Source organism: Antiquaquibacter metalliresistens, from assembly GCF_029211225.1.
Taxonomy (GTDB): domain Bacteria; phylum Actinomycetota; class Actinomycetes; order Actinomycetales; family Microbacteriaceae; genus Rhodoglobus; species Rhodoglobus metalliresistens.
In genome coordinates this window covers 1-17,237 of sequence record NZ_JARGEM010000005.1, presented here as the reverse complement: position 1 = coordinate 17,237, position 17,237 = coordinate 1, and the positions used below count along the sequence as shown (strand labels likewise).

General features: G+C 69.4%; 18 protein-coding genes. 4 read left to right on the top strand and 14 right to left on the bottom strand.

Going from position 1 to position 17,237, the window contains the following annotated elements:
* Positions 1-221: 221 nt before the first annotated feature.
* The 3 genes from pth to PYV02_RS10055 all read right to left on the bottom strand — a co-directional run bounded on the left by pth (position 222) and on the right by PYV02_RS10055 (position 2,064).
* Entirely contained in the window at positions 222-803 is a 582-nt protein-coding gene (gene pth / locus PYV02_RS10065) for an aminoacyl-tRNA hydrolase (protein ID WP_275758746.1), read from the bottom strand.
* A 15-nt stretch (positions 804-818) separates the two neighbouring features.
* Positions 819-1,451 carry a 50S ribosomal protein L25/general stress protein Ctc gene (locus PYV02_RS10060; protein WP_275758745.1) on the bottom strand — a complete coding sequence of 211 codons (633 nt, stop codon included), beginning with the start codon at positions 1,449-1,451 and terminating at the stop codon, positions 819-821.
* A gap of 115 nt (positions 1,452-1,566) precedes the next feature.
* Positions 1,567-2,064, bottom strand: a complete 498-nt coding sequence (locus PYV02_RS10055; RefSeq protein WP_338056617.1) for a gluconokinase — start codon at positions 2,062-2,064, stop codon at positions 1,567-1,569.
* A 123-nt stretch (positions 2,065-2,187) separates the two neighbouring features.
* Here PYV02_RS10055 and gndA point away from each other — a divergent pair, with 123 nt between their 5' ends.
* Positions 2,188-3,594 (top strand): NADP-dependent phosphogluconate dehydrogenase, encoded by a 1,407-nt coding sequence (gene gndA, locus PYV02_RS10050; protein ID WP_420833624.1) that lies wholly within the window; start codon positions 2,188-2,190, stop codon positions 3,592-3,594.
* Between the two features lie 50 nt (positions 3,595-3,644).
* Here the strand turns inward: gndA and PYV02_RS10045 are convergent, their stop codons facing one another.
* The 4 genes from PYV02_RS10045 to PYV02_RS10030 are packed head-to-tail and all read right to left on the bottom strand — an operon-like array spanning position 3,645 to position 6,431.
* Positions 3,645-3,968: an L-rhamnose mutarotase gene (locus PYV02_RS10045; RefSeq protein ID WP_275758741.1), complete on the bottom strand. Its 324-nt coding sequence runs from the start codon at positions 3,966-3,968 to the stop codon at positions 3,645-3,647.
* Entirely contained in the window at positions 3,965-4,717 is a 753-nt protein-coding gene (locus PYV02_RS10040) for an SDR family NAD(P)-dependent oxidoreductase (RefSeq protein ID WP_275758739.1), read from the bottom strand. Before PYV02_RS10040 ends, PYV02_RS10045 begins: the two co-directional genes overlap by 4 nt.
* Complete coding sequence (locus tag PYV02_RS10035; protein ID WP_275758738.1) at positions 4,714-5,553, bottom strand: fumarylacetoacetate hydrolase family protein; 840 nt, start codon at positions 5,551-5,553, stop codon at positions 4,714-4,716. The genes PYV02_RS10040 and PYV02_RS10035 overlap by 4 nt, the downstream gene beginning before the upstream one ends.
* The gene (locus PYV02_RS10030; RefSeq protein ID WP_275758736.1) at positions 5,550-6,431 is read right to left on the bottom strand and encodes an amidohydrolase family protein; all 882 of its coding nucleotides are present in this window, start codon (positions 6,429-6,431) and stop codon (positions 5,550-5,552) included. Before PYV02_RS10030 ends, PYV02_RS10035 begins: the two co-directional genes overlap by 4 nt.
* A 50-nt stretch (positions 6,432-6,481) precedes the next feature.
* Here PYV02_RS10030 and PYV02_RS10025 point away from each other — a divergent pair, with 50 nt between their 5' ends.
* Entirely contained in the window at positions 6,482-7,207 is a 726-nt protein-coding gene (locus tag PYV02_RS10025) for a FadR/GntR family transcriptional regulator (RefSeq protein ID WP_275758735.1), read from the top strand.
* Here the strand turns inward: PYV02_RS10025 and PYV02_RS10020 are convergent.
* Both PYV02_RS10020 and PYV02_RS10015 read right to left on the bottom strand, forming a co-directional pair.
* Positions 7,189-8,490 carry an L-fuconate dehydratase gene (locus PYV02_RS10020; RefSeq protein WP_275758733.1) on the bottom strand — a complete coding sequence of 434 codons (1,302 nt, stop codon included), beginning with the start codon at positions 8,488-8,490 and terminating at the stop codon, positions 7,189-7,191. The genes PYV02_RS10025 and PYV02_RS10020 overlap by 19 nt on opposite strands.
* On the bottom strand, positions 8,487-9,464 hold the full coding sequence (locus tag PYV02_RS10015; RefSeq protein WP_275758731.1) for an aldo/keto reductase: 978 nt from the start codon (positions 9,462-9,464) through the stop codon (positions 8,487-8,489). The genes PYV02_RS10020 and PYV02_RS10015 overlap by 4 nt, the downstream gene beginning before the upstream one ends.
* A 166-nt stretch (positions 9,465-9,630) precedes the next feature.
* Between PYV02_RS10015 and PYV02_RS10010 the strand changes: the two genes are divergently transcribed.
* Positions 9,631-9,993, top strand: coding sequence for a hypothetical protein (locus PYV02_RS10010; protein ID WP_275758729.1), 363 nt, complete (start codon positions 9,631-9,633; stop codon positions 9,991-9,993).
* Here the strand turns inward: PYV02_RS10010 and PYV02_RS10005 are convergent.
* From PYV02_RS10005 to PYV02_RS09985, 5 genes are read right to left on the bottom strand one after another with little or no spacing between them, the layout of a single operon-like run.
* Positions 9,990-11,690, bottom strand: coding sequence for a long-chain-fatty-acid--CoA ligase (locus PYV02_RS10005; protein ID WP_275758727.1), 1,701 nt, complete (start codon positions 11,688-11,690; stop codon positions 9,990-9,992). The genes PYV02_RS10010 and PYV02_RS10005 overlap by 4 nt on opposite strands.
* Entirely contained in the window at positions 11,690-13,408 is a 1,719-nt protein-coding gene (locus PYV02_RS10000) for a long-chain-fatty-acid--CoA ligase (RefSeq protein WP_275759166.1), read from the bottom strand. The genes PYV02_RS10005 and PYV02_RS10000 overlap by 1 nt, the downstream gene beginning before the upstream one ends.
* A 2-nt stretch (positions 13,409-13,410) precedes the next feature.
* On the bottom strand, positions 13,411-14,388 hold the full coding sequence (locus PYV02_RS09995; protein WP_275758725.1) for a ribose-phosphate diphosphokinase: 978 nt from the start codon (positions 14,386-14,388) through the stop codon (positions 13,411-13,413).
* A 36-nt stretch (positions 14,389-14,424) separates the two neighbouring features.
* Complete coding sequence (glmU, locus tag PYV02_RS09990; RefSeq protein WP_275758723.1) at positions 14,425-15,861, bottom strand: bifunctional UDP-N-acetylglucosamine diphosphorylase/glucosamine-1-phosphate N-acetyltransferase GlmU; 1,437 nt, start codon at positions 15,859-15,861, stop codon at positions 14,425-14,427.
* Between the two features lie 4 nt (positions 15,862-15,865).
* Entirely contained in the window at positions 15,866-16,267 is a 402-nt protein-coding gene (locus tag PYV02_RS09985) for a DUF1622 domain-containing protein (protein WP_275758721.1), read from the bottom strand.
* Positions 16,268-16,397: 130 nt separating this feature from the next.
* On the opposite strand from PYV02_RS09985, the gene PYV02_RS09980 reads away from it, so the two are divergent.
* Complete coding sequence (locus tag PYV02_RS09980) at positions 16,398-17,195, top strand: SDR family oxidoreductase (protein ID WP_275758718.1); 798 nt, start codon at positions 16,398-16,400, stop codon at positions 17,193-17,195.
* Positions 17,196-17,237: the final 42 nt, after the last annotated feature.

Genomic DNA, 17,237 nt, shown 5'->3' with positions numbered 1-17,237 from the left:
CTCCGGCTCCGGCGGGAGACAATCACGGTTGGCGGGAGCAACGACTACCGCCATTCGTGATTGTCTCCCGCCGCAGTCGGGATTCCTCCCGCCGCAGTCGGGATTCCTCCCGCCACAGTCGGGAATCCTCCCGCCACGGCACAGTATCCCCGCCACGGCACAGTATCCCCGCCGCGGCGCAGGATCCCCCGCCGCCGAGCGGGATGTGCCTCCAGGGGGGCTCAGCGCGGGGAGTGGAACTTCAGCTGGGCGGCCTCGAGGCCCTCGGAGGCGACGAGCTCGACGGCGTCCGCGGCATCCACGAGCATGTTCGGCAGCGCCTCGCGCTCCTCGCCGGAGAAATCGCGCAGCACGAAGTCCGCGGCGCTCTGGCGACCAGGGGGCCGCCCGATGCCGAGCCGAACCCGCGTGAAGTCACCGGTGCCGATCGCCGCCATGATGTCCCGGATGCCGTTGTGGCCGCCGTGACCGCCCCCACGCTTGAGCCGCACGGTGTCGAACGGGATATCGAGCTCATCGTGCAGCACGATGAGGTGCGATGGGTCGATCTTGTAGAACCGCATGAGCGCTGCGACAGGACCGCCGGAGAGGTTCATGAAGCTGTCGGGCTTGGCGAGCACGAGCCGCGGCCCGGCCGGGTAGCTGCGCCCCTCGGCGACCGAGGCGTTCGCCTTGTGCCGCTTGAAGGTGGCGGATGCCCGATCGGCCAGTTGTGCGAGGGCCATCTGCCCCACGTTGTGACGATTGCCTGCGTAGCCGGACCCGGGGTTGCCGAGCCCGACTACGAGCCATTGATCGTCCACGTGCGGAAGGTCGCGCTACTCGGCGCCCTCGGTGGCAGCCTCGGCGGCGGACTCCTCGGCGGCGCCCTCCTCGGCCGACTCGGTCTCCTCGCCCAGATCCTGAGCGGTCTCACCGGTGATGCCGACGATGAGCGTCTCGGGGTCGGTGATGAGCGTCGCGCCCGTGGGCAGCTTCACGTCGCCGGCGAGGATGTGCGAGCCCTCGCCGAGGCCCTCGACGGACACGACGATGTTCTCGGGGATGTGCGTGGCCTCGACCTCGAGCGAGATCGTGTTGGCGTCCTGGTTGATGCTCGTGCCGGAGACCGGCTCGCCCTCGATGTGCACGGGCACGTCGACGGTGACCTTCTCGCCCTTGCGCACGACGATGAGGTCGATGTGCTCGATGATCTGGCGCACCGGGTCCTTCTGCACGTCCTTGACCAGCGCGAGCTGCACCTTGCCCTGGATGTCGAGCTCGAGCACCTGGTTCGACTTGCGCAGGATGAGCGAGGTCTCGTGACCCGGCAGCGTGACGTGCTGCGGCTCGGAGCCGTGCCCGTAGATGACCGCGGGGATCTTGCCGAGCGCGCGGATCTTGCGGGCCGCGCCCTTGCCGAAGTTGTCGCGGATCTCGGTCACGAGGTGGTTGCTGCTGATGTCAGCCATGATCTTCTCCAGTGGGCAGAGCCCGGATAGTGGTTTCAGTTCGAACACACGGGGACTTACCCACCGCGTCGATAACGGATGCTTCGCATCCCTCGCCGAAGTTCAGTGCGCAAGTCTAGCGCACGCGCGCGATCACGTCCGCGACGATCTCGGGCACCGTGCCCGAGACATCGACACGCACGCCGCGCTCGTCGTCGCCGAGCGACTCGAGCGTCGCGAGTTGCGAGTCGAGCAGCGACGACGGCATGAAGTGCCCCTCGCGCGCGCCCATGCGCTCAGCGAGCAGCGCCCGAGTGCCGTGCAGCTCCACGAAGACGGTGCCCGGCGCCTCCGCGACGATCGCATCGCGATAGCGGCGACGCAACGCGGAACACGCCATCACGAGTCCGGTGTCGGATGCCGCGGCCAGCGCTTCCCCGACCAGCCGCAGCCACGGCCACCGGTCGTCGTCGTCGAGGGGCTGCCCCGCCGCCATCTTCGCGACGTTGGAGGCGGGGTGCAGGTCGTCGGCATCCATGAAGGGCACGCCGAGCTCGGCGGCGAGCGCGGCGCCGATCGTGGACTTGCCGGAGCCGCTCGGGCCCATGACGACGATGAGCGGCAGGGTGGGCATCCGATCACGGTACTAGCCTTGTGTGGTCTCGGCACGCGCCAACTGCGCTGCACGACCACCGGACGACCCAAGGAGAAGAGAGACGTGGCACAGGCGAACATCGGCGTTGTCGGACTCGCGGTGATGGGCAGCAACCTCGCCCGCAACCTCGCCAGCCGCGAAGGCAACACGGTGGCGATCTTCAACCGCACCTACGAGCGCACGCAGACCCTGCTCGACGAGCATCCCGAAGCCGGATTCGTGCCCGCCAAGACCTACCAGGAGTTCGCCGACTCGCTGTCGAAGCCGCGCGCCGCGCTCATCATGGTGCAGGCCGGCAAGGGCACCGACGCCGTGATCGACGAGCTCGTGAAGGTGTTCGAGCCCGGCGACATCATCGTCGACGGCGGCAACGCCCTGTTCACCGACACGATCCGCCGCGAGAAGGCGGTGCGCGAGACCGGCATCAACTTCGTCGGCGCCGGCATCTCCGGCGGTGAGGAGGGCGCGCTGCACGGCCCCTCGATCATGCCCGGCGGCTCGGATGAGTCGTGGGTGACGCTCGGCCCGATCCTCAAGTCGATCGCCGCCGTCGCCGAGGGCGAGCCCTGTGTCACGCACGTCGGACACGACGGCGCCGGACACTTCGTCAAGATGATCCACAACGGCATCGAGTACGCCGACATGCAGCTCATCGCCGAGGCCTACGACCTCATCCGTCGCGGCACCGGCAAGACGCCGGCCGAGATCGCGGACATCTTCGCCGAGTGGAACAAGGGCGAGCTCGAGAGCTACCTCATCGAGATCACCGCAGAGGTGCTGCGGCAGGTCGACGCCAAGACCGGCAAGCCCCTCGTCGACGTGATCCTCGACCAGGCCGGCGCGAAGGGCACGGGCGCATGGACCGTGCAGACCGCGCTCGACCTCGGTGTGCCGGTCTCCGGAATCGCGGAGGCGGTGTTCGCGCGGTCGTTGAGCTCGAAGCCGGCGCAGCGTGCTGCCGCGGCATCCCTGCCGGGCCCCGACGAGAACGCCTGGCACCCGGCCGACGCCGAGAAGTTCATCGAGGGCGTGCGACTGGCGCTCTACGCCTCGAAGGTCATCGCCTACTCGCAGGGCTTCGACGCGATCGTCGCGGGCGCCGAGCAGTACGGCTGGGACATCAAGAAGGGCGAGATCGCCAAGATCTGGCGCGGCGGCTGCATCATCCGCGCGCGCTTCCTCAACCGCATCACCGAGGCGTACGCCGAGAACCCGGGTCTCGACGCGCTCGTGACCGCCCCGTTCTTCGTCGACGTGATGGCGAAGTCGCAGGATGCCTGGCGCAACGTCGTCGCGGACGCCGCGCACGCCGGCATCCCGGCCCCCGCGTTCGCCTCGTCGCTGGCCTATTACGACGGGCTGCGCGCCGACCGGCTGCCCGCCGCACTGGTGCAGGGACAGCGCGACTTCTTCGGGGCGCACACCTACAAGCGCGTCGATCTGGATGGCACGTTCCACACCCTGTGGTCGGGAGACCGCACCGAGATCGAGGCAGTCGACAGCCACTGAGCACCCGCACGACCGTCGGTCGCGAACGCGAACGGCGCGAGCGGGCGGCGTCAGTCGTGGTGGAAGATCTCCGGCAGCTCTTTCCACCACTGGCCGGGTGCACGATCCTCCAGCGGACGCTGCAGCGGCTCCTGCACCGACCACCAGCGCTGCGTCTCGGGATCGGCCGCCATCGCGGCCATGTCGGCCTCGTAGTCGTCGCCCGTGTATTCGAAGTACGAGAACAACAGGTCGCCGTGCCGGAAGATCGAATAGTTGTGGATGTTGCTCAGGGTCAGTCGTTGCAGCACGGTCGGCCACACCGCCGCGTGATACCGCTCGTATTCCTCGCGGTGCTCCGGGGGCAGACCGATCACCGACGCGACGCGCTTCATGACGTCCTCGCTCTCAGGTGCGTGACACCGCCGTCGACCTCCAACGCGGTGCCGGTGGTCGACCCGGATGCCGGGCTCGCCAGATACAGGATGGCACCGGCGACCTCCTCCGGCGTCACCATGCGGCCGGTGGCCTGGCGGCTGTCGAGGGCGGCGCGCTCGGCCACCGGGTCGTCGTACTGCTTGAGGAAGTTCTCGACGAACGGGGTGAAGACGGTGCCGGGACTGACCGCGTTCACCCGGATGCCGTCGTGCACGTGGTCGACCGCCATCGCGTAGGTGAGCGCGAGCACCGCGCCCTTCGACGCCCCATAGAGCGCGCGCCGCGGCAGTCCGTTGAGCGCCGCGATGGAGCACACGTTCACCACCGCCGGGTGCGGCGATCGACGCAGATGCGGCAGCGTCGACGCGGTGACCCGTGCCATGCCGGTGACATTGATGTCGAGCACGCGCGCCCAGTCGGCGTCGGGCACCTCCTCGACCGTACCGATGGCACTGATCCCGGCGTTGTTGACGACGATGTCGATGCGGCCGAAGCGGTCCGCGACCGACGCGACCGCGGCATCCACCGACGCCCGGTCCGCGACGTCGGCCACGAAGCCGGCGAGGCCGTCGGGCAGCCCTTCCGGGCGCAGATCGAGCACCGCCACGCTCGCGCCGCCCGCGGCGAACGCCTTCGCCGTCGCAAGGCCGATGCCGGAGGCGCCACCGGTCACGACCGCGACCAGTCCGTCGAACTCGCCGCTCATGCCTGCACCAGCCTCTGCGCCGCGCGGCCGAGACCGTCGATCTCGAGCTCGACCACATCGCCGGCGCGCAGGTAGGGATTGCCCGGCAGCCCGAGAGCGACACCGGCGGGGGTGCCGGTGTTGATGACGTCACCGGGGCGCAGCGCCATGAACTGCGACAGATACCAGATCACATGGCGCACGTCGAAGATCATGTCGGCGCTCGTGCCGTGCTGCCGCTGCAGGCCGTTCACCCACAGGCGCATGCCCAGGTTCTGCGGATCGGCCACCTCGTCGGCGGGGACGAGCAGCGGGCCGAACGGGTTGAAGGTCTCGCAGCTCTTGCCCAGATCCCACTGCCCGCTGCGCTCCAGCTGGAACTCCCGTTCCGACACGTCGTGCGACAGCGCGTAGCCCGCGATCACCGCATCCGCCTCGTCCGGGGCGTCGAGGTAGCGCGCCGTGCGCCCGATCACCACACCGAGCTCGACCTCCCAGTCGGTCTTGACCGACTGGCGTGGGATGGAGACGTCATCGAAGGGACCGATCATCGTCGACGGGTCCTTGAGGAACACCACCGGTTCGGCAGGGATCGCCGCGCCGGTCTCCGCCGCATGGTCGCGGTAGTTCAGCCCGATGCAGACGATCTTGCCCGGGCGCGCGATCGGCGCACCCACCCTCAGCGAGTCCGCGCCCTCGAGCACCGGCAGGTCCGCCGCCCGCGCCCGAGCGATGCCGTCCGACGCCAGGAACGCACCATCGATATCGGCCGTGAGCGGGCGCAGGTCGTGGGCGACCCCGTCCCGCCACAGCACGGGAATCTCCGACCCTGCCTCACCCAGCCTTGCGAAACTCACGGTTGCTCCTTCCCCGCGAGCGCCAGGCGCTGCGGACTCAGCCGGTACAGCTCGGCGGCGTTGCCGCCGAGGATCGCGTCGCGGTGCTGCGGCGCCAGCTCGTCGACGATCGAGGTGATCGCCTGCCAGGTGCGCGCATAGCCGCCGGCCAGGATCGACACCGGCCAGTCACCGCCGTACATCAGCCGCTCGGGCCCGAACAGTTCCAGGGCGTCGGCCACGAAGGGCAGCACCTGCGCGCGGGTCCAGGAGTCCAGCTCGCCCGTGCTCGCGTAGAGGCCGGAGAGCTTGGCGGAGACCAGGGGGTTGGCCGCGGCATCCGCCAACAGGGCACGCCAGTGCGCGCGATCGGACTCGCTGCCGCCGACGGGCGGCTCGCCGAGGTGATCGATCACGATGCGCAATCGTGAATGCCGCTCCCCCAGCACCGGGACATGGCTGAGCGCCGCAGGATCGGCCGATACGAAGTCGTAGCTGAGATCGCGCTGCTCCAGCACCGACAGTCCGTCGCGCACGGCGTCGCCGACGATCCAGTTCGGGTCCGAATAGGTGTGGATGAGGCTGCGCACCCCGACCAGGCGATCGTCGCCCGCCAGATCGTCCAGCGCAGCCACGGCGGTCGGGGCGTCGTCGAGCGGCACCCAGCCGACCACGCCCACGACCCGCGGGTGGGCGTCGCCCTCGGCGAGCATCGCCCTCGTGTCCGCGGCATGGTCTGCGGCCTGCACGAGCACGACACCGGTGACCCCCGCGCGGTCGAGCTCGGGCTGGGCATCGGCGACACCGAGGTCGCGATGGATCGGCTCCACCGTCTCGTCGGGCCAGGCGTACACGCCCGAACCGAGCCGCCAGGAGTGAAGATGTGCGTCGATGATCACGCCGCCCCGCTTTCGTCAGACCATTCGCCCGTGAAGCCTATGATGACCAGATGACCGATGCCGTTCCGCCCGCGCGCTCGCAGACGGACGTCGTGATCCAGGGCATCAAAGATCTGCTCACCAGCGGCCGGTTGCAGCCCGGATCGCGGCTGCCGATCGAGAAGGACCTCGCCGCCCAGCTCGGCGTCTCGCGCGGCTCGCTGCGGGAGGGCGTGCGGGCGCTGGCCACGCTCGGCGTGCTGGAGACGCGCCAGGGCGACGGCACGTACGTGACCGCGCTCGATCCGCGCACGCTGCTGAGTCCGCTGAGTTTTCTGGCCGACCTGCAACAGCCCGCGCACGCGAGCGATCTGCTCGCGGTGCGCCGCGTGCTCGAGAGCGAGAGCGCCGCGCGCGCCGCCGTTCGCCTCACGGAGGAGGAACTGGACGAGCTCGACCGCGTGCTCATCGCGGCAGAAGGGTCGGAAGACGATGTCGAGGCCTTCATCCGGGCCGACACCGAGTTCCACCGCATCATCGCCAGGGCCAGTGGCAATCCGCCGCTCGCCGCCATCATCGACACGCTCGTGGGCCGCACGTTCCGCGCCAGGCTGTGGCGCGCGATCAGCGATCGCGGCGCGGTCGCCGCCACCCAGGCGGAGCACCAGGCGATCCTCATCGAGCTGCGCCGGCGCGACCCGGAGCGAGCGCGCATCCGGATGTCCGTGCACCTGCTCGGCGTCGAGGAGTTCAGCGCCACCCATGCCGACGACGATCCCTACCGCGACGCCCAGTAGGAGCCGCTCGGAAAGCCGAACTCGGCGACGGAGGCCTCGACCATCTCGGCGCTGTAGCCCGGCTGCGATGGCAGCGTGTAGTGCCCGTTCTCGACGATGCACGGGTCGACGAAGTGCTCGTGAAGGTGGTCGACGAACTCGGTGACCCGGTTCTCGAGGGAACCCGACACGTATACGTAGTCGAAGATCGACAGGTGCTGCACCAGCTCGCACAGGCCGACGCCGCCCGCGTGCGGGCACACCGGCACGCCGAACTTCTTGGCCATCAGGTAGACGGACAGGATCTCGTTGACGCTCGCCAGTCGGGCCGAGTCCAGCTGGCAGAAGTCGATCGCCTCGGCTTGGAAGAACTGCTTGAACAGCACGCGGTTCATACCGTGCTCGCCGGTGGCGACGCCGATCGGCGCGACCGCCTTGCGGATCGCGGCGTGCCCGAGCACGTCGTCGGGACTGGTCGGCTCCTCGATCCAGAGTGGCTTGAACTGCGCGAGCTCGCGCATCCACTCGATCGCCTCCGGCACGTCCCAGACCTGGTTCGCGTCGATCATGAGGTTGGCGTCCCAGCCGATCACCTCGCGGGCGATGGCGAGGCGGCGCACGTCGTCGTCGAGGTTCGCGCCGACCTTGAGCTTCACATGGCGGTATCCCTCGTCGACCGCTTCCTGCAGCAGCCGCCGCAGCTTCTCGTCGCTGTAGCCGAGCCAACCCGCGCTCGTCGTGTAGCAGGGATAGCCGCCAAGCGACTCGAGGTCGGCGATCCGGTTTTGACGCGTCGGCGCCATCTCGGCGAGCATCGCGATCGCCTCGTCGCGGGTCAGGGCGTCGCTCAGGTAGCGCAGGTCGGCGGCATCCACCAGCTGCTCCGGCGTCATGTCCGCCAGCAGTCGCCAGAGCGGCTTGCCGGCCATCCGCGCGGCGAGGTCCCACATCGCGTTCATCACCGCGGCCATCGCGAGGTGCTCCACGCCCTTCTCCGGACCGAGCCAGCGCAACTGCGAATCGCTCGACAGGTCGCGGTAGACCCCGCCCAGATCGGCGACGGAGGATTCGACCTCGCGCCCGACCAGCGGGATGCCGCGCTGCCGCGCCGCCTCGACGCAGAGGTCGTTGCCACGCCCGATCGTGAAGGTGAAGCCGTAGCCCTTGAGCGTCGGATCGTCGGTGTGCACGACGACGTAGGCGGCGGAATAGTCCGCGTCCTTGTTCATCGCGTCGGACCCGTCGGCGCTGGCAGAGGTAGGGAAACGGATGTCATGGGCGGTCACCGCGGTGATCGTCGTCATGCTGGCAACTCCGAGATCAGGCCGGCGGAGACGAGTTGCTCCCACACGGCATCGGGAACGGGCGTCTCGTACCGGTCGATGGTCTGCTGCACCTGGTCGTGGCCGCGCCCGCCGAACACGACGCTGACCACGGCGGGATGGCGCAGCACATAGGCGATCGCCACCGCGGGCAGGGTCACCCCATGCGCCTCGCAGATGTCGGCGATGCGGTGGACGCGCTCCAGCAGCGCGGTCGGCGCCGACTGATAGTCGAAGAGGCCGTCGGGCGATGGCCGGTCGCGCCCGAGCAGACCAGAGTTGTAGACGGCCGCGGCGACCACGCCCACGCCGCGCTGCTGCGCGAGTGGCAGCAGCTCGTCGAGGGCCGTGCCGTCGACCAGCGTGAAGCGGCCGGCGCACATCACCAGGTCGATGTCGGCTCGCCGGATCAACTCGGCCAGCGGCGCCGCCAAGTTCATGCCGGCCCCGACGGCATGCACCACGCCCTGCTCGCGCAATTCGATCAACGCCCCGATGCCCTCGGTCGAGGCCTGCTCGAAGTGGTCGTCGGGATCGTGCAGATAGAGGATGTCGAACCGGTCGAGTCCGGTGCGGCGCAGCGAGTCCTCCACCGAGCGCAGGATGCCGTCCCGGCTGAAGTCCCACTCCCGGCGCGGATCGGCCGGCACGTCGAAGCCCTGTCCGTCGCGCTCGTGCGCCGTTTCGGGACTCGGCACCAGCAGTCGGCCGACCTTCGTGGAGATCACGTACTCGTCGCGCGGCCGCGATCGCAGCTGCTCCCCGAGCCGACGTTCCGACAGACCGACGCCGTAGTGGGGTGCGGTGTCGAAGTAGCGGATGCCGGCATCCCATGCCGTGTCGATCGCGGCGGCAACGTCCGCATCCGGTGTCACCCGATACAGGTTGCCCAGTTGGGCGGCACCGAGACCGAGCTCGGTGAGTTGCAGACCGCGCGCCGTCGCACGTGTGCGCATGGAGTTCCTTCCGACCCGAGGAGCCTAGCAGATTGATCAGATGTATCGGGCCGTCCCGACCCGCAAATGCCGCCTGTGCCGCATATTTTCGGTGAAAGGTCGGACAGTCGAGCGAAGGGCGACCGATGTGGGGCATCACCCGACCAGCGGTGCGACAATGGCAGCGATGTACGACGACGAGCCCGAGCTCTCCGGCTATGTGCCGCACGAGAAGCCGCTGCGCAGCCGTCACCTCACCACCGTGATGCGCGTGGTCGTGGTGCTCGGACTCGTCGCGCTGCTGCTGCCGGGCATCCTGGTGACGATGGGCACGGCGCAGCGCACCGCCGAACGCGCTTGCGCGACCTACGTCGCCGTGCTCGCGCCCGGCTCGACCGCAGCCTCGGCGCGCTTCGAATTGGTCAGCGCCGCAGGCATGGGCTGGAACTGCTACGCGATCGACTTCGACGGCGACCAGGTGTTGGTGCGTGCGCTGGGGCTGATCCCCGGCGGTGCGCGCTTGCCGCAGGCGCCGCTCGAGAACTCCTAGGCTCGGCCCGCGATCAGATCGTCGCGCACCTTCTTGCGCAGCACCTTGCCGATGAGCGACTTCGGCAGCTCGTCGACGGCGATCACACGCTTGGGCACCTTGTAGGCCGCGAGGGTGTCGCGCGCGAACTCACGGATGCCGGCCTCGTCGAGTCTCGCGCCGGGTGCGAGCACGACGACCGCCACCACGTCCTCCCCACTGTGGGCGCCCGGCAGACCCACGACCGCGGCGTCGGCGATGCTCGGATGCCGCAGCAGCACCTCCTCGACCTCGCTCGGCGCCACGTTGAACCCACCCGTGATGATGAGCTCCTTGATGCGGTCGACGATCGTGACGAAGCCGTCCGCGTCGACGGTGACGATGTCGCCGGTGCGGAACCAGTCCGCGCCGCCGTCGGTGGCCGAGACGAAGGCCTCGGCGGTCGCCTGCGGATTGTCCCAGTACCCGGAGAACACCTGGGGCCCGCGGGCGATGAGCTCGCCCTGCTCACCGGGGGCGCGATCGATCGTCGGATGCTCCGGGTCGACCACCCTGATATCGGTGTTCGGGAACGGCACGCCGATCGCGCCCGGGCGCCGGCTCGGACCGATCGGGTTGCCGATCAGCACCGGCGAGGTCTCGGAGAGCCCGTAGCCCTCCACGAGATAGCCGCCCGTCGCCCGCTCCCATCGCCGGATGAGTTCCGCGGGCAACGGCATGGCCCCCGAGAGCGCGGTCTCGATGCCCTCGAGGGAGATGCCCTTGGCCGCCGCCGCGTCGAGAAGCCGTTCGTAGATCGGCGGCACGGCGGGAAGGAAGGTCGGCAGCCGGCGCTTGGCCACCTCGAGCACGAGGTCGGTGTCGAACTTCGGGAACAGCACGAGCCGAGCGCCGATGCTCATCGAGAACGTCAGGCACAGGGTCATGCCGTAGGCGTGGAACATGGGGAGCACCGCGTAGACGACGGCGGCTCCGGGAACGATCGAGGGCAGCCACGCTCGCCCCTGCGCCGCATTGGCCATGAGGTTGGCATGCGTGAGGATCGCGCCCTTGGGCTCGGCGGTCGTGCCGCTGGTGTACTGGATGACCGCGACATCCCGTGCCGTCGGCCGTTCGATCGCGTCCGCCACCGGCGGTGCCCCGACGATCGTCTCCCAACGGATCGCGCCGTGGACCGCGGTCGTGAGGGCGGCGCGGGAGGCGCGGGCCTTCGCGATCGGCAGCCGCAGCAGCAGGCGAGTACGAAGCGGCATGCCGCGGGTGATGTCCACCGAGATGAGCTGTTCGACGGCGGTGTCGTCGGGAAAGGCCCGGATGGTCTCGACGGTCTTGTCCCACGCGATCGCGACCTTCGCGCCGTGATCCTCGAACTGGTGGCGCAGCTCACGCGGCGTGTAGAGCGGGTTGTGCTCGACGACGATGGCGCCCAGCCGCAGCACCGCGTAGAACGCGACGATGTGCTGCGGGCAGTTCGGCAGCACGATCGCGACCGGGTCGCCCTTCTGCACGCCCAGCAGCCGCAGGCCCTCGGCGGCGCGATCGACCTGCTCACCCAGCTCGGCGTAGGTCGTCTCGCGACCGAAGAACTCGAGCGCGACCTTGCCGCCGAACTCCTCGACGGATGAGGCGAGGAGATCGCAGAGCGAACCGCCCGGCACGACGATCTCGTGCGGCACCCCGGGCGCGTACTGCGCGAGCCAGGGTCGTTCCGTCGCCATCAGCGCTCGAGGGGGTCCGCGTTCATGATGTTGTCGCGCACGTTGCGACGCAGCACCTTGCCGATGAGCGACTTCGGCAGCTCGTCGACGGCGATCACGCGCTTGGGCACCTTGTACGGCGTCAGGTTGTCGCGCGCGAACTGACGGATGCCGTCCTCGTCGAGGCTCGCACCGGGGGCGAGCACGACGGCGGCGACCACGTCTTCACCGGAGTGCTCCGAGGGCAGGCCGACGACCGCGACATCCGCGATCGAGGGATGCTGGCGCAGTGCCTCTTCGACCTCGCTCGGCGCCACGTTGAACCCACCGGTGATGATGAGCTCCTTGATGCGGTCGACGATCGTCACGAAGCCGTCCGCGTCGATCGTGACGATGTCACCGGTGCGGAACCAGTCCGCGCCGTCGTCGTCGGCGGGCACGAAGACCGCAGCGGTCTCCTCCGGCTTCTTCCAGTACCCGCTGAACACCTGCGGGCCGCGCACGATGAGCTCACCGCGTTCGCCGGGCTTCACGTCCACCGTCGGCTGGTCCGGGTCGACGACGCGGCACTCCGTGTTCGGCAACGGCAGACCGACGGTGCCCGCCCGACGCGTCGGACCCACGGGGTTGGCCATGAGCACCGGGCTCGTCTCGCTCAGGCCGTAGCCCTCGACGAGATAGCCGCCGGTGCGCGCCTCCCAGGGCTCGACGACGCTCGCCGACAGCGGCATCGCCCCGGAGATGGCGATCTCGATGCCCTTGAGCGAGACGCCGCGCTCGTCCGCGGCGGCGGTGAGACGCTCGTAGATCGGCGGCACCGCGGGCAGGAACGTGGCGGGATGCTTCTTGATCACCGGCAGCACGAGGTCCGGGTCGAAGCGCGGGAAGAGCACGAGGCGCGATCCCATGCTCATCGCGAACGTGAGGCACAGTGTCAGGCCATAGGCGTGGAACATCGGCAGCACGGCGTAGACGACCGCGGTGCCGCGCTGGACGGTCGGCACCCACGCGCGGGCCTGGGCGGCGTTCGTGTTGAGGTTCAGGTGGGTGAGGGTCGCACCCTTCGGGAAGCCGGTGGTGCCGCTGGTGTACTGGATGAGGGCCACATCGTCGGCGGCCGGCTTGAAGATCGCGGGCTTGATGGGCTCGGCTTCGAGCAGCTTCGACCACGTGATGGTGCCGCGCACCTTCGTGGTGAGCGCGGCGCGCGATTCGCGCGCCTTCGCGATCGGCAGCCGCAGCAGTGCGCGCGTGACGAGGGGCATGGCCCGTGTGACGTCGATCGAGATGATGGCCTCGACCGCGACATCCGCCGGGAAGGCCTGGATGGTCTCGACCGTCTTGTCCCACGCGATCGCGACCTTCGCGCCGTGATCCTCGAACTGGTGGCGCAGCTCACGCGGCGTGTAGAGCGGGTTGTGCTCGACGACGATGGCGCCCAGCCGCAACACCGCGTAGAACGCGACGATGTGCTGCGGGCAGTTCGGCAGCACGATCGCGACCGGGTCGCCCTTCTGCACGCCCAGCAGCCGCAAGCCCTCGGCGGCGCGATCGATCTGCTCACCCAGCTCGGCGTACGTGGTCTCGCGCCCGAAGAACTCGAGCGCGACATGCTTCGGGTACTGCTGCACGGACTCGGCGACGAGATCGTAGAGCGACCCGGTCGGCAGCTCGATCTCCGACGGCACCCCCTCGGCGTACGACGTGAGCCAGGGACGCGGCGGCGAGTAGTCGGACACGGTCACGCCGCCCCGTCGAACATGCTCGTGACGGAGCCGTCGTCGAAGACCTCGTGGATGGCGCGGGCGATGAGCGGGGCGATCGGCAGGATAGTCAGGCGGTCCCAGCGCTTCTCCTCCGGCACCGGCAGCGTGTCGGTGACGACGACCGAGTCGATGTACTCGCTCTGCAGGATCTCGGTCGCGGGATCCGAGAAGATCGCGTGCGTCGCCGCGACCACGACGGCCGTGGCCCCGTTGGCCTTGAGCGCCTCGGCCGCCTTCACGATCGTGCGACCGGTGTCGATCATGTCGTCGACGAGCAGGCAGACGCGGCCGGCCACCTCACCGACGATCTCATGCACCGAGACCTGGTTCGGGATGAGCGGGTCGCGTCGCTTGTGGATGATCGCCAGCGGCGCCCCCAGCTTGTCGCTCCAGATGTCGGCCACGCGCACGCGCCCCATGTCGGGCGAGACCACCGTGAGGGTGGCGGGGTCGAGCTGCCTCTGGAAGTGCTCGAGCAGCACGGGCATCGCGAACAGGTGGTCGACGGGGCCGTCGAAGAAGCCCTGGATCTGCGCGGCGTGCAGGTCGACGCTCATGATGCGGTTGGCCCCGGCGGCCTTGTAGAGGTCCGCGACCAGGCGGGCGCTGATCGGCTCGCGACCGCGGCCCTTCTTGTCCTGGCGAGCGTAGGGATAGAACGGGCTCACGACGGTGATGCGCTTGGCGGAGGCGCGCTTGAGGGCGTCCACCATGATGAGCTGCTCCATGAGCCACTCGTTGATCGGGCTGGTGTGCGACTGGATGACGAAGGCGTCGCAACCGCGCACGCTCTCGTCGTAGCGCGCATAGATCTCGCCGTTGGCGAAGGTGCGGGCATCCGTGTGCACGATCTCGGTCTCGAGTTCGCGCGCGATGTCCTCGGCGAGTTGGGGATGGGCCCGGCCCGTGACGATCACGAGCCGTTTCTGTCCGGTGATCTTGATCTCGGACACGGTTCCCGCTCTCTCTGCCGGTAACCGGCGGTGTCGCTAGGCCTCGGACTCGGCGCCGGCCGCCGCCGCGGCATCCGCCGCAGCAGTGCCCGCCCGATTGGCTCTGACCCAGCCGCTCATGTTGCGCTGCGGAGCCACGTTGATCGCCAGAGACCCGGCCGGCACGTCCTTGCGGACCACCGTCCCGGCACCTGTATAGGCTCCATCACCGATTGTAACGGGGGCGACGAACACGTTGTGCGAGCCGGTGCGCACGTGCGAGCCCACGATGGTGCGGTGCTTGTTCACGCCGTCGTAGTTGGCGGTGATCGTGCCGGCACCGATGTTCGCCCCGTCACCGACCTCGGTGTCGCCGATGTAGCTCAGGTGGGGCACCTTGCTGCCCGCGCCGATGGTCGAGTTCTTCGTCTCCACGAAGGTGCCGATCTTGCCGCCCTCGCCGAGATACGTGCCCGGTCGCAGGTACGACCAGGGGCCGACGGATGCCCGGGCCCCGATCACCGCGAGCGTCGCGTCGGTGCGCCGCACCGTGGCATCCTCGCCGACCTCGGTGTCGGTCAGCGTGGAGTCCGGACCGATGCTCGCCCCGCGGTCGACCTTCGTCGCGCCCTTGAGCTGCACGCCCGGCAGCAGGTGCACATCTTCGGCGAGCGTCACGTCGGCGTCGATCCAGGTGGTCGCCGGGTCGTCGACGGTGACGCCCTCGAGCTGCCAGCGGCGCACGATGAGCTCGTTCATGCGGCGGGCGGCCTCCGCCAGCTGCACGCGGTCGTTGACGCCGGCGACCCGCCAGCCGTCACGCACCGGGAGCGCTGCGACGGCGGCGCCGGTGGCGCGCAGGAGCCCGATCACATCGGTGAGGTACTTCTCTCCCTGCGAGTTCTGGGTGGTCACCAGCGCCAGCTGCTCACGCAGCGGTGTGAGGGCGAAGACGTAGGTGCCGGAGTTGACCTCGGTGATCGCGAGCTCGTCGTCGCTCGCATCGCGCTGCTCGACGATGCGGTCGACGTCGCCCGCGGCGGTGCGCACGACGCGTCCGTAACCGGTGGCGTCGTCCATGATCGCCGAGAGCACGGTGGCGGCGGCCTTGGCGGCGCGGTGGCGCTCGATGAGGTCGGCGAGGGTCGTGGCATCCAGCAGCGGCACGTCGCCGGAGACCACGACGACGTCGCCCTCGAAGCCGGCCGGCAGGGCGTCGATGGCGATCTCGACCGCACGACCGGTGCCGGGCACCTCGTCCTGGTCGACGATGATCGCGGACGGCGCGAGCTCGCTGATGGTCTCGACGACGGCATCCCGCTCGTGGCGCACGACGGCGACGACGTGCGTGGGGTGGAGCTCCTGCGCGGTCGCGAGCACGTGACCGACGAGCGAGCGGCCGGCGAGCGCGTGCAGCACCTTGGGTCGCGAGGACTTCATGCGAGTGCCCTGACCTGCGGCGAGGACGATGACGGCGAGGCGCTGGTCGGTCATGAGGCTATTCTGCCGTGTCGCCGCCGGCCTTGCCCTTGGCGGCCCGCGCCATGAGCTGCGGGCTCGTCAGCAGGGCGCGCTTCCATGGCGCAACCCCCTCGATCTCGATCTGCAGCGAGAAGCTCAGCACCGTGCGAATGAGCACGATGATCGCGAGCACGAGCGCATCGGTCAGCTCCGGCGTCGAGGTCACCGTGCGCACCAGATCGGCGGCGACCAGGATCTCCAGGCCGAGCAGGATCACGAGCCCGATCGAGTCGCGCAGGGTCTTGAAGGCGACCCTGCCGTCGTGCGAACGCACCCAGGAGCGGATCGCGAGCACGACGGCCACGAGGATGCCGACGGCCATCGCGCTCACGCCGAGCACCTCGAACGCGGCGGTGACGATCACGAAGAACTCGGTCATGCCGTCACCCTATCGCCGCGGATGCGCCATCCCTAGGCCGTCGACACCGCCGGGGTCGTTGTCACAGATCCGAACCTCGCCCGGTCTCTCTGATGAGAGCGGCGGTCGACGCCGCCGGAAACGGAGCATCATGAAGATCGTCGTCATCGGAGGCACCGGCCTCATCGGATCCCAGGTCGTCGGACACCTCGCCGCCCACGGTCACGAGGTCGTCGCAGCCTCGCCTAACTCGGGCGTCGATGCTGTCACCGGCGAAGGGCTCGCCGAGGCGCTCGCCGGAGCCCAGGTGGTCGTCGACGTCTCCAACTCCCCGTCGTTCGCGGATGACGACGTCATGGCCTTCTTCCGCGCCGGCACGACCAACCTGCTCGAGGCCGCGAAGGCGGCCGGGGTCGGCCACGTCGTCGCGCTGTCGATCGTCGGTTCCGAGCATCTCGCCGCATCGGGATACATGCGCGCCAAGGTCGAGCAGGAACGGCTCATCCGTGAGGGTGGCGTGCCGTTCACGATCGTGCACGCGACCCAGTTCCTCGAGTTCCTGGTCGGCATCGCGGACTCGGGAACGGTCGACGGCGTGGTGCGCGTGCCGCAGGCGAACATCCAGCCGGTCGCCGCCGCGGATGTCGCGCTCGCGGTCGCCGCGGCCGCGGCGCACGAGCCCGTGAACGGCGTTGTGGAGATCGCGGGACCGGAGGTGTTCACCTTCGCCGACATCGTCGGACGCCGCCTCGCCGCACGACACGACGAGCGCACGGTGATCGCCGACCCCGCCGGCATCTATTTCGGCGAGAACCTCACCGGCGACGAGCTGCTGGCCGGCGCCGACGCACCGCGCGGCACCATCACCTACGAGCAGTGGATCGCCCTTCCGGGGGGTGACGTCCCGCTGAGTGGTGGAGTTTCTGGACACCGTGCGAGATCTAGCTGAGTTGATTATGCCGCGGTCAGTTCCGGGATCGCCACCTCCTCG

Bases quoted from the DNA above. Each gene is read 5' to 3' on its own strand.
- PYV02_RS10015 (WP_275758731.1), bottom strand. From the start codon at position 9,464: ATGCGCACACGTGCGACGGCGCGCGGTCTGCAACTCACCGAGCTCGGT.
- PYV02_RS10005 (WP_275758727.1), bottom strand. From the start codon at position 11,690: ATGGCGACGGAACGACCCTGGCTCGCGCAGTACGCGCCCGGGGTGCCG.
- PYV02_RS10010 (WP_275758729.1), top strand. From the start codon at position 9,631: ATGTACGACGACGAGCCCGAGCTCTCCGGCTATGTGCCGCACGAGAAG.
- PYV02_RS10055 (WP_338056617.1), bottom strand. From the start codon at position 2,064: ATGCCCACCCTGCCGCTCATCGTCGTCATGGGCCCGAGCGGCTCCGGC.
- PYV02_RS09985 (WP_275758721.1), bottom strand. From the start codon at position 16,267: ATGACCGAGTTCTTCGTGATCGTCACCGCCGCGTTCGAGGTGCTCGGC.
- PYV02_RS10060 (WP_275758745.1), bottom strand. From the start codon at position 1,451: ATGGCTGACATCAGCAGCAACCACCTCGTGACCGAGATCCGCGACAAC.
- glmU (WP_275758723.1), bottom strand. From the start codon at position 15,861: ATGACCGACCAGCGCCTCGCCGTCATCGTCCTCGCCGCAGGTCAGGGC.
- PYV02_RS09980 (WP_275758718.1), top strand. From the start codon at position 16,398: ATGAAGATCGTCGTCATCGGAGGCACCGGCCTCATCGGATCCCAGGTC.
- gndA (WP_420833624.1), top strand. From the start codon at position 2,188: ATGGGCAGCAACCTCGCCCGCAACCTCGCCAGCCGCGAAGGCAACACG.
- PYV02_RS10045 (WP_275758741.1), bottom strand. From the start codon at position 3,968: ATGAAGCGCGTCGCGTCGGTGATCGGTCTGCCCCCGGAGCACCGCGAG.
- PYV02_RS10025 (WP_275758735.1), top strand. From the start codon at position 6,482: ATGACCGATGCCGTTCCGCCCGCGCGCTCGCAGACGGACGTCGTGATC.
- PYV02_RS10020 (WP_275758733.1), bottom strand. From the start codon at position 8,490: ATGACGACGATCACCGCGGTGACCGCCCATGACATCCGTTTCCCTACC.
- PYV02_RS10040 (WP_275758739.1), bottom strand. From the start codon at position 4,717: ATGAGCGGCGAGTTCGACGGACTGGTCGCGGTCGTGACCGGTGGCGCC.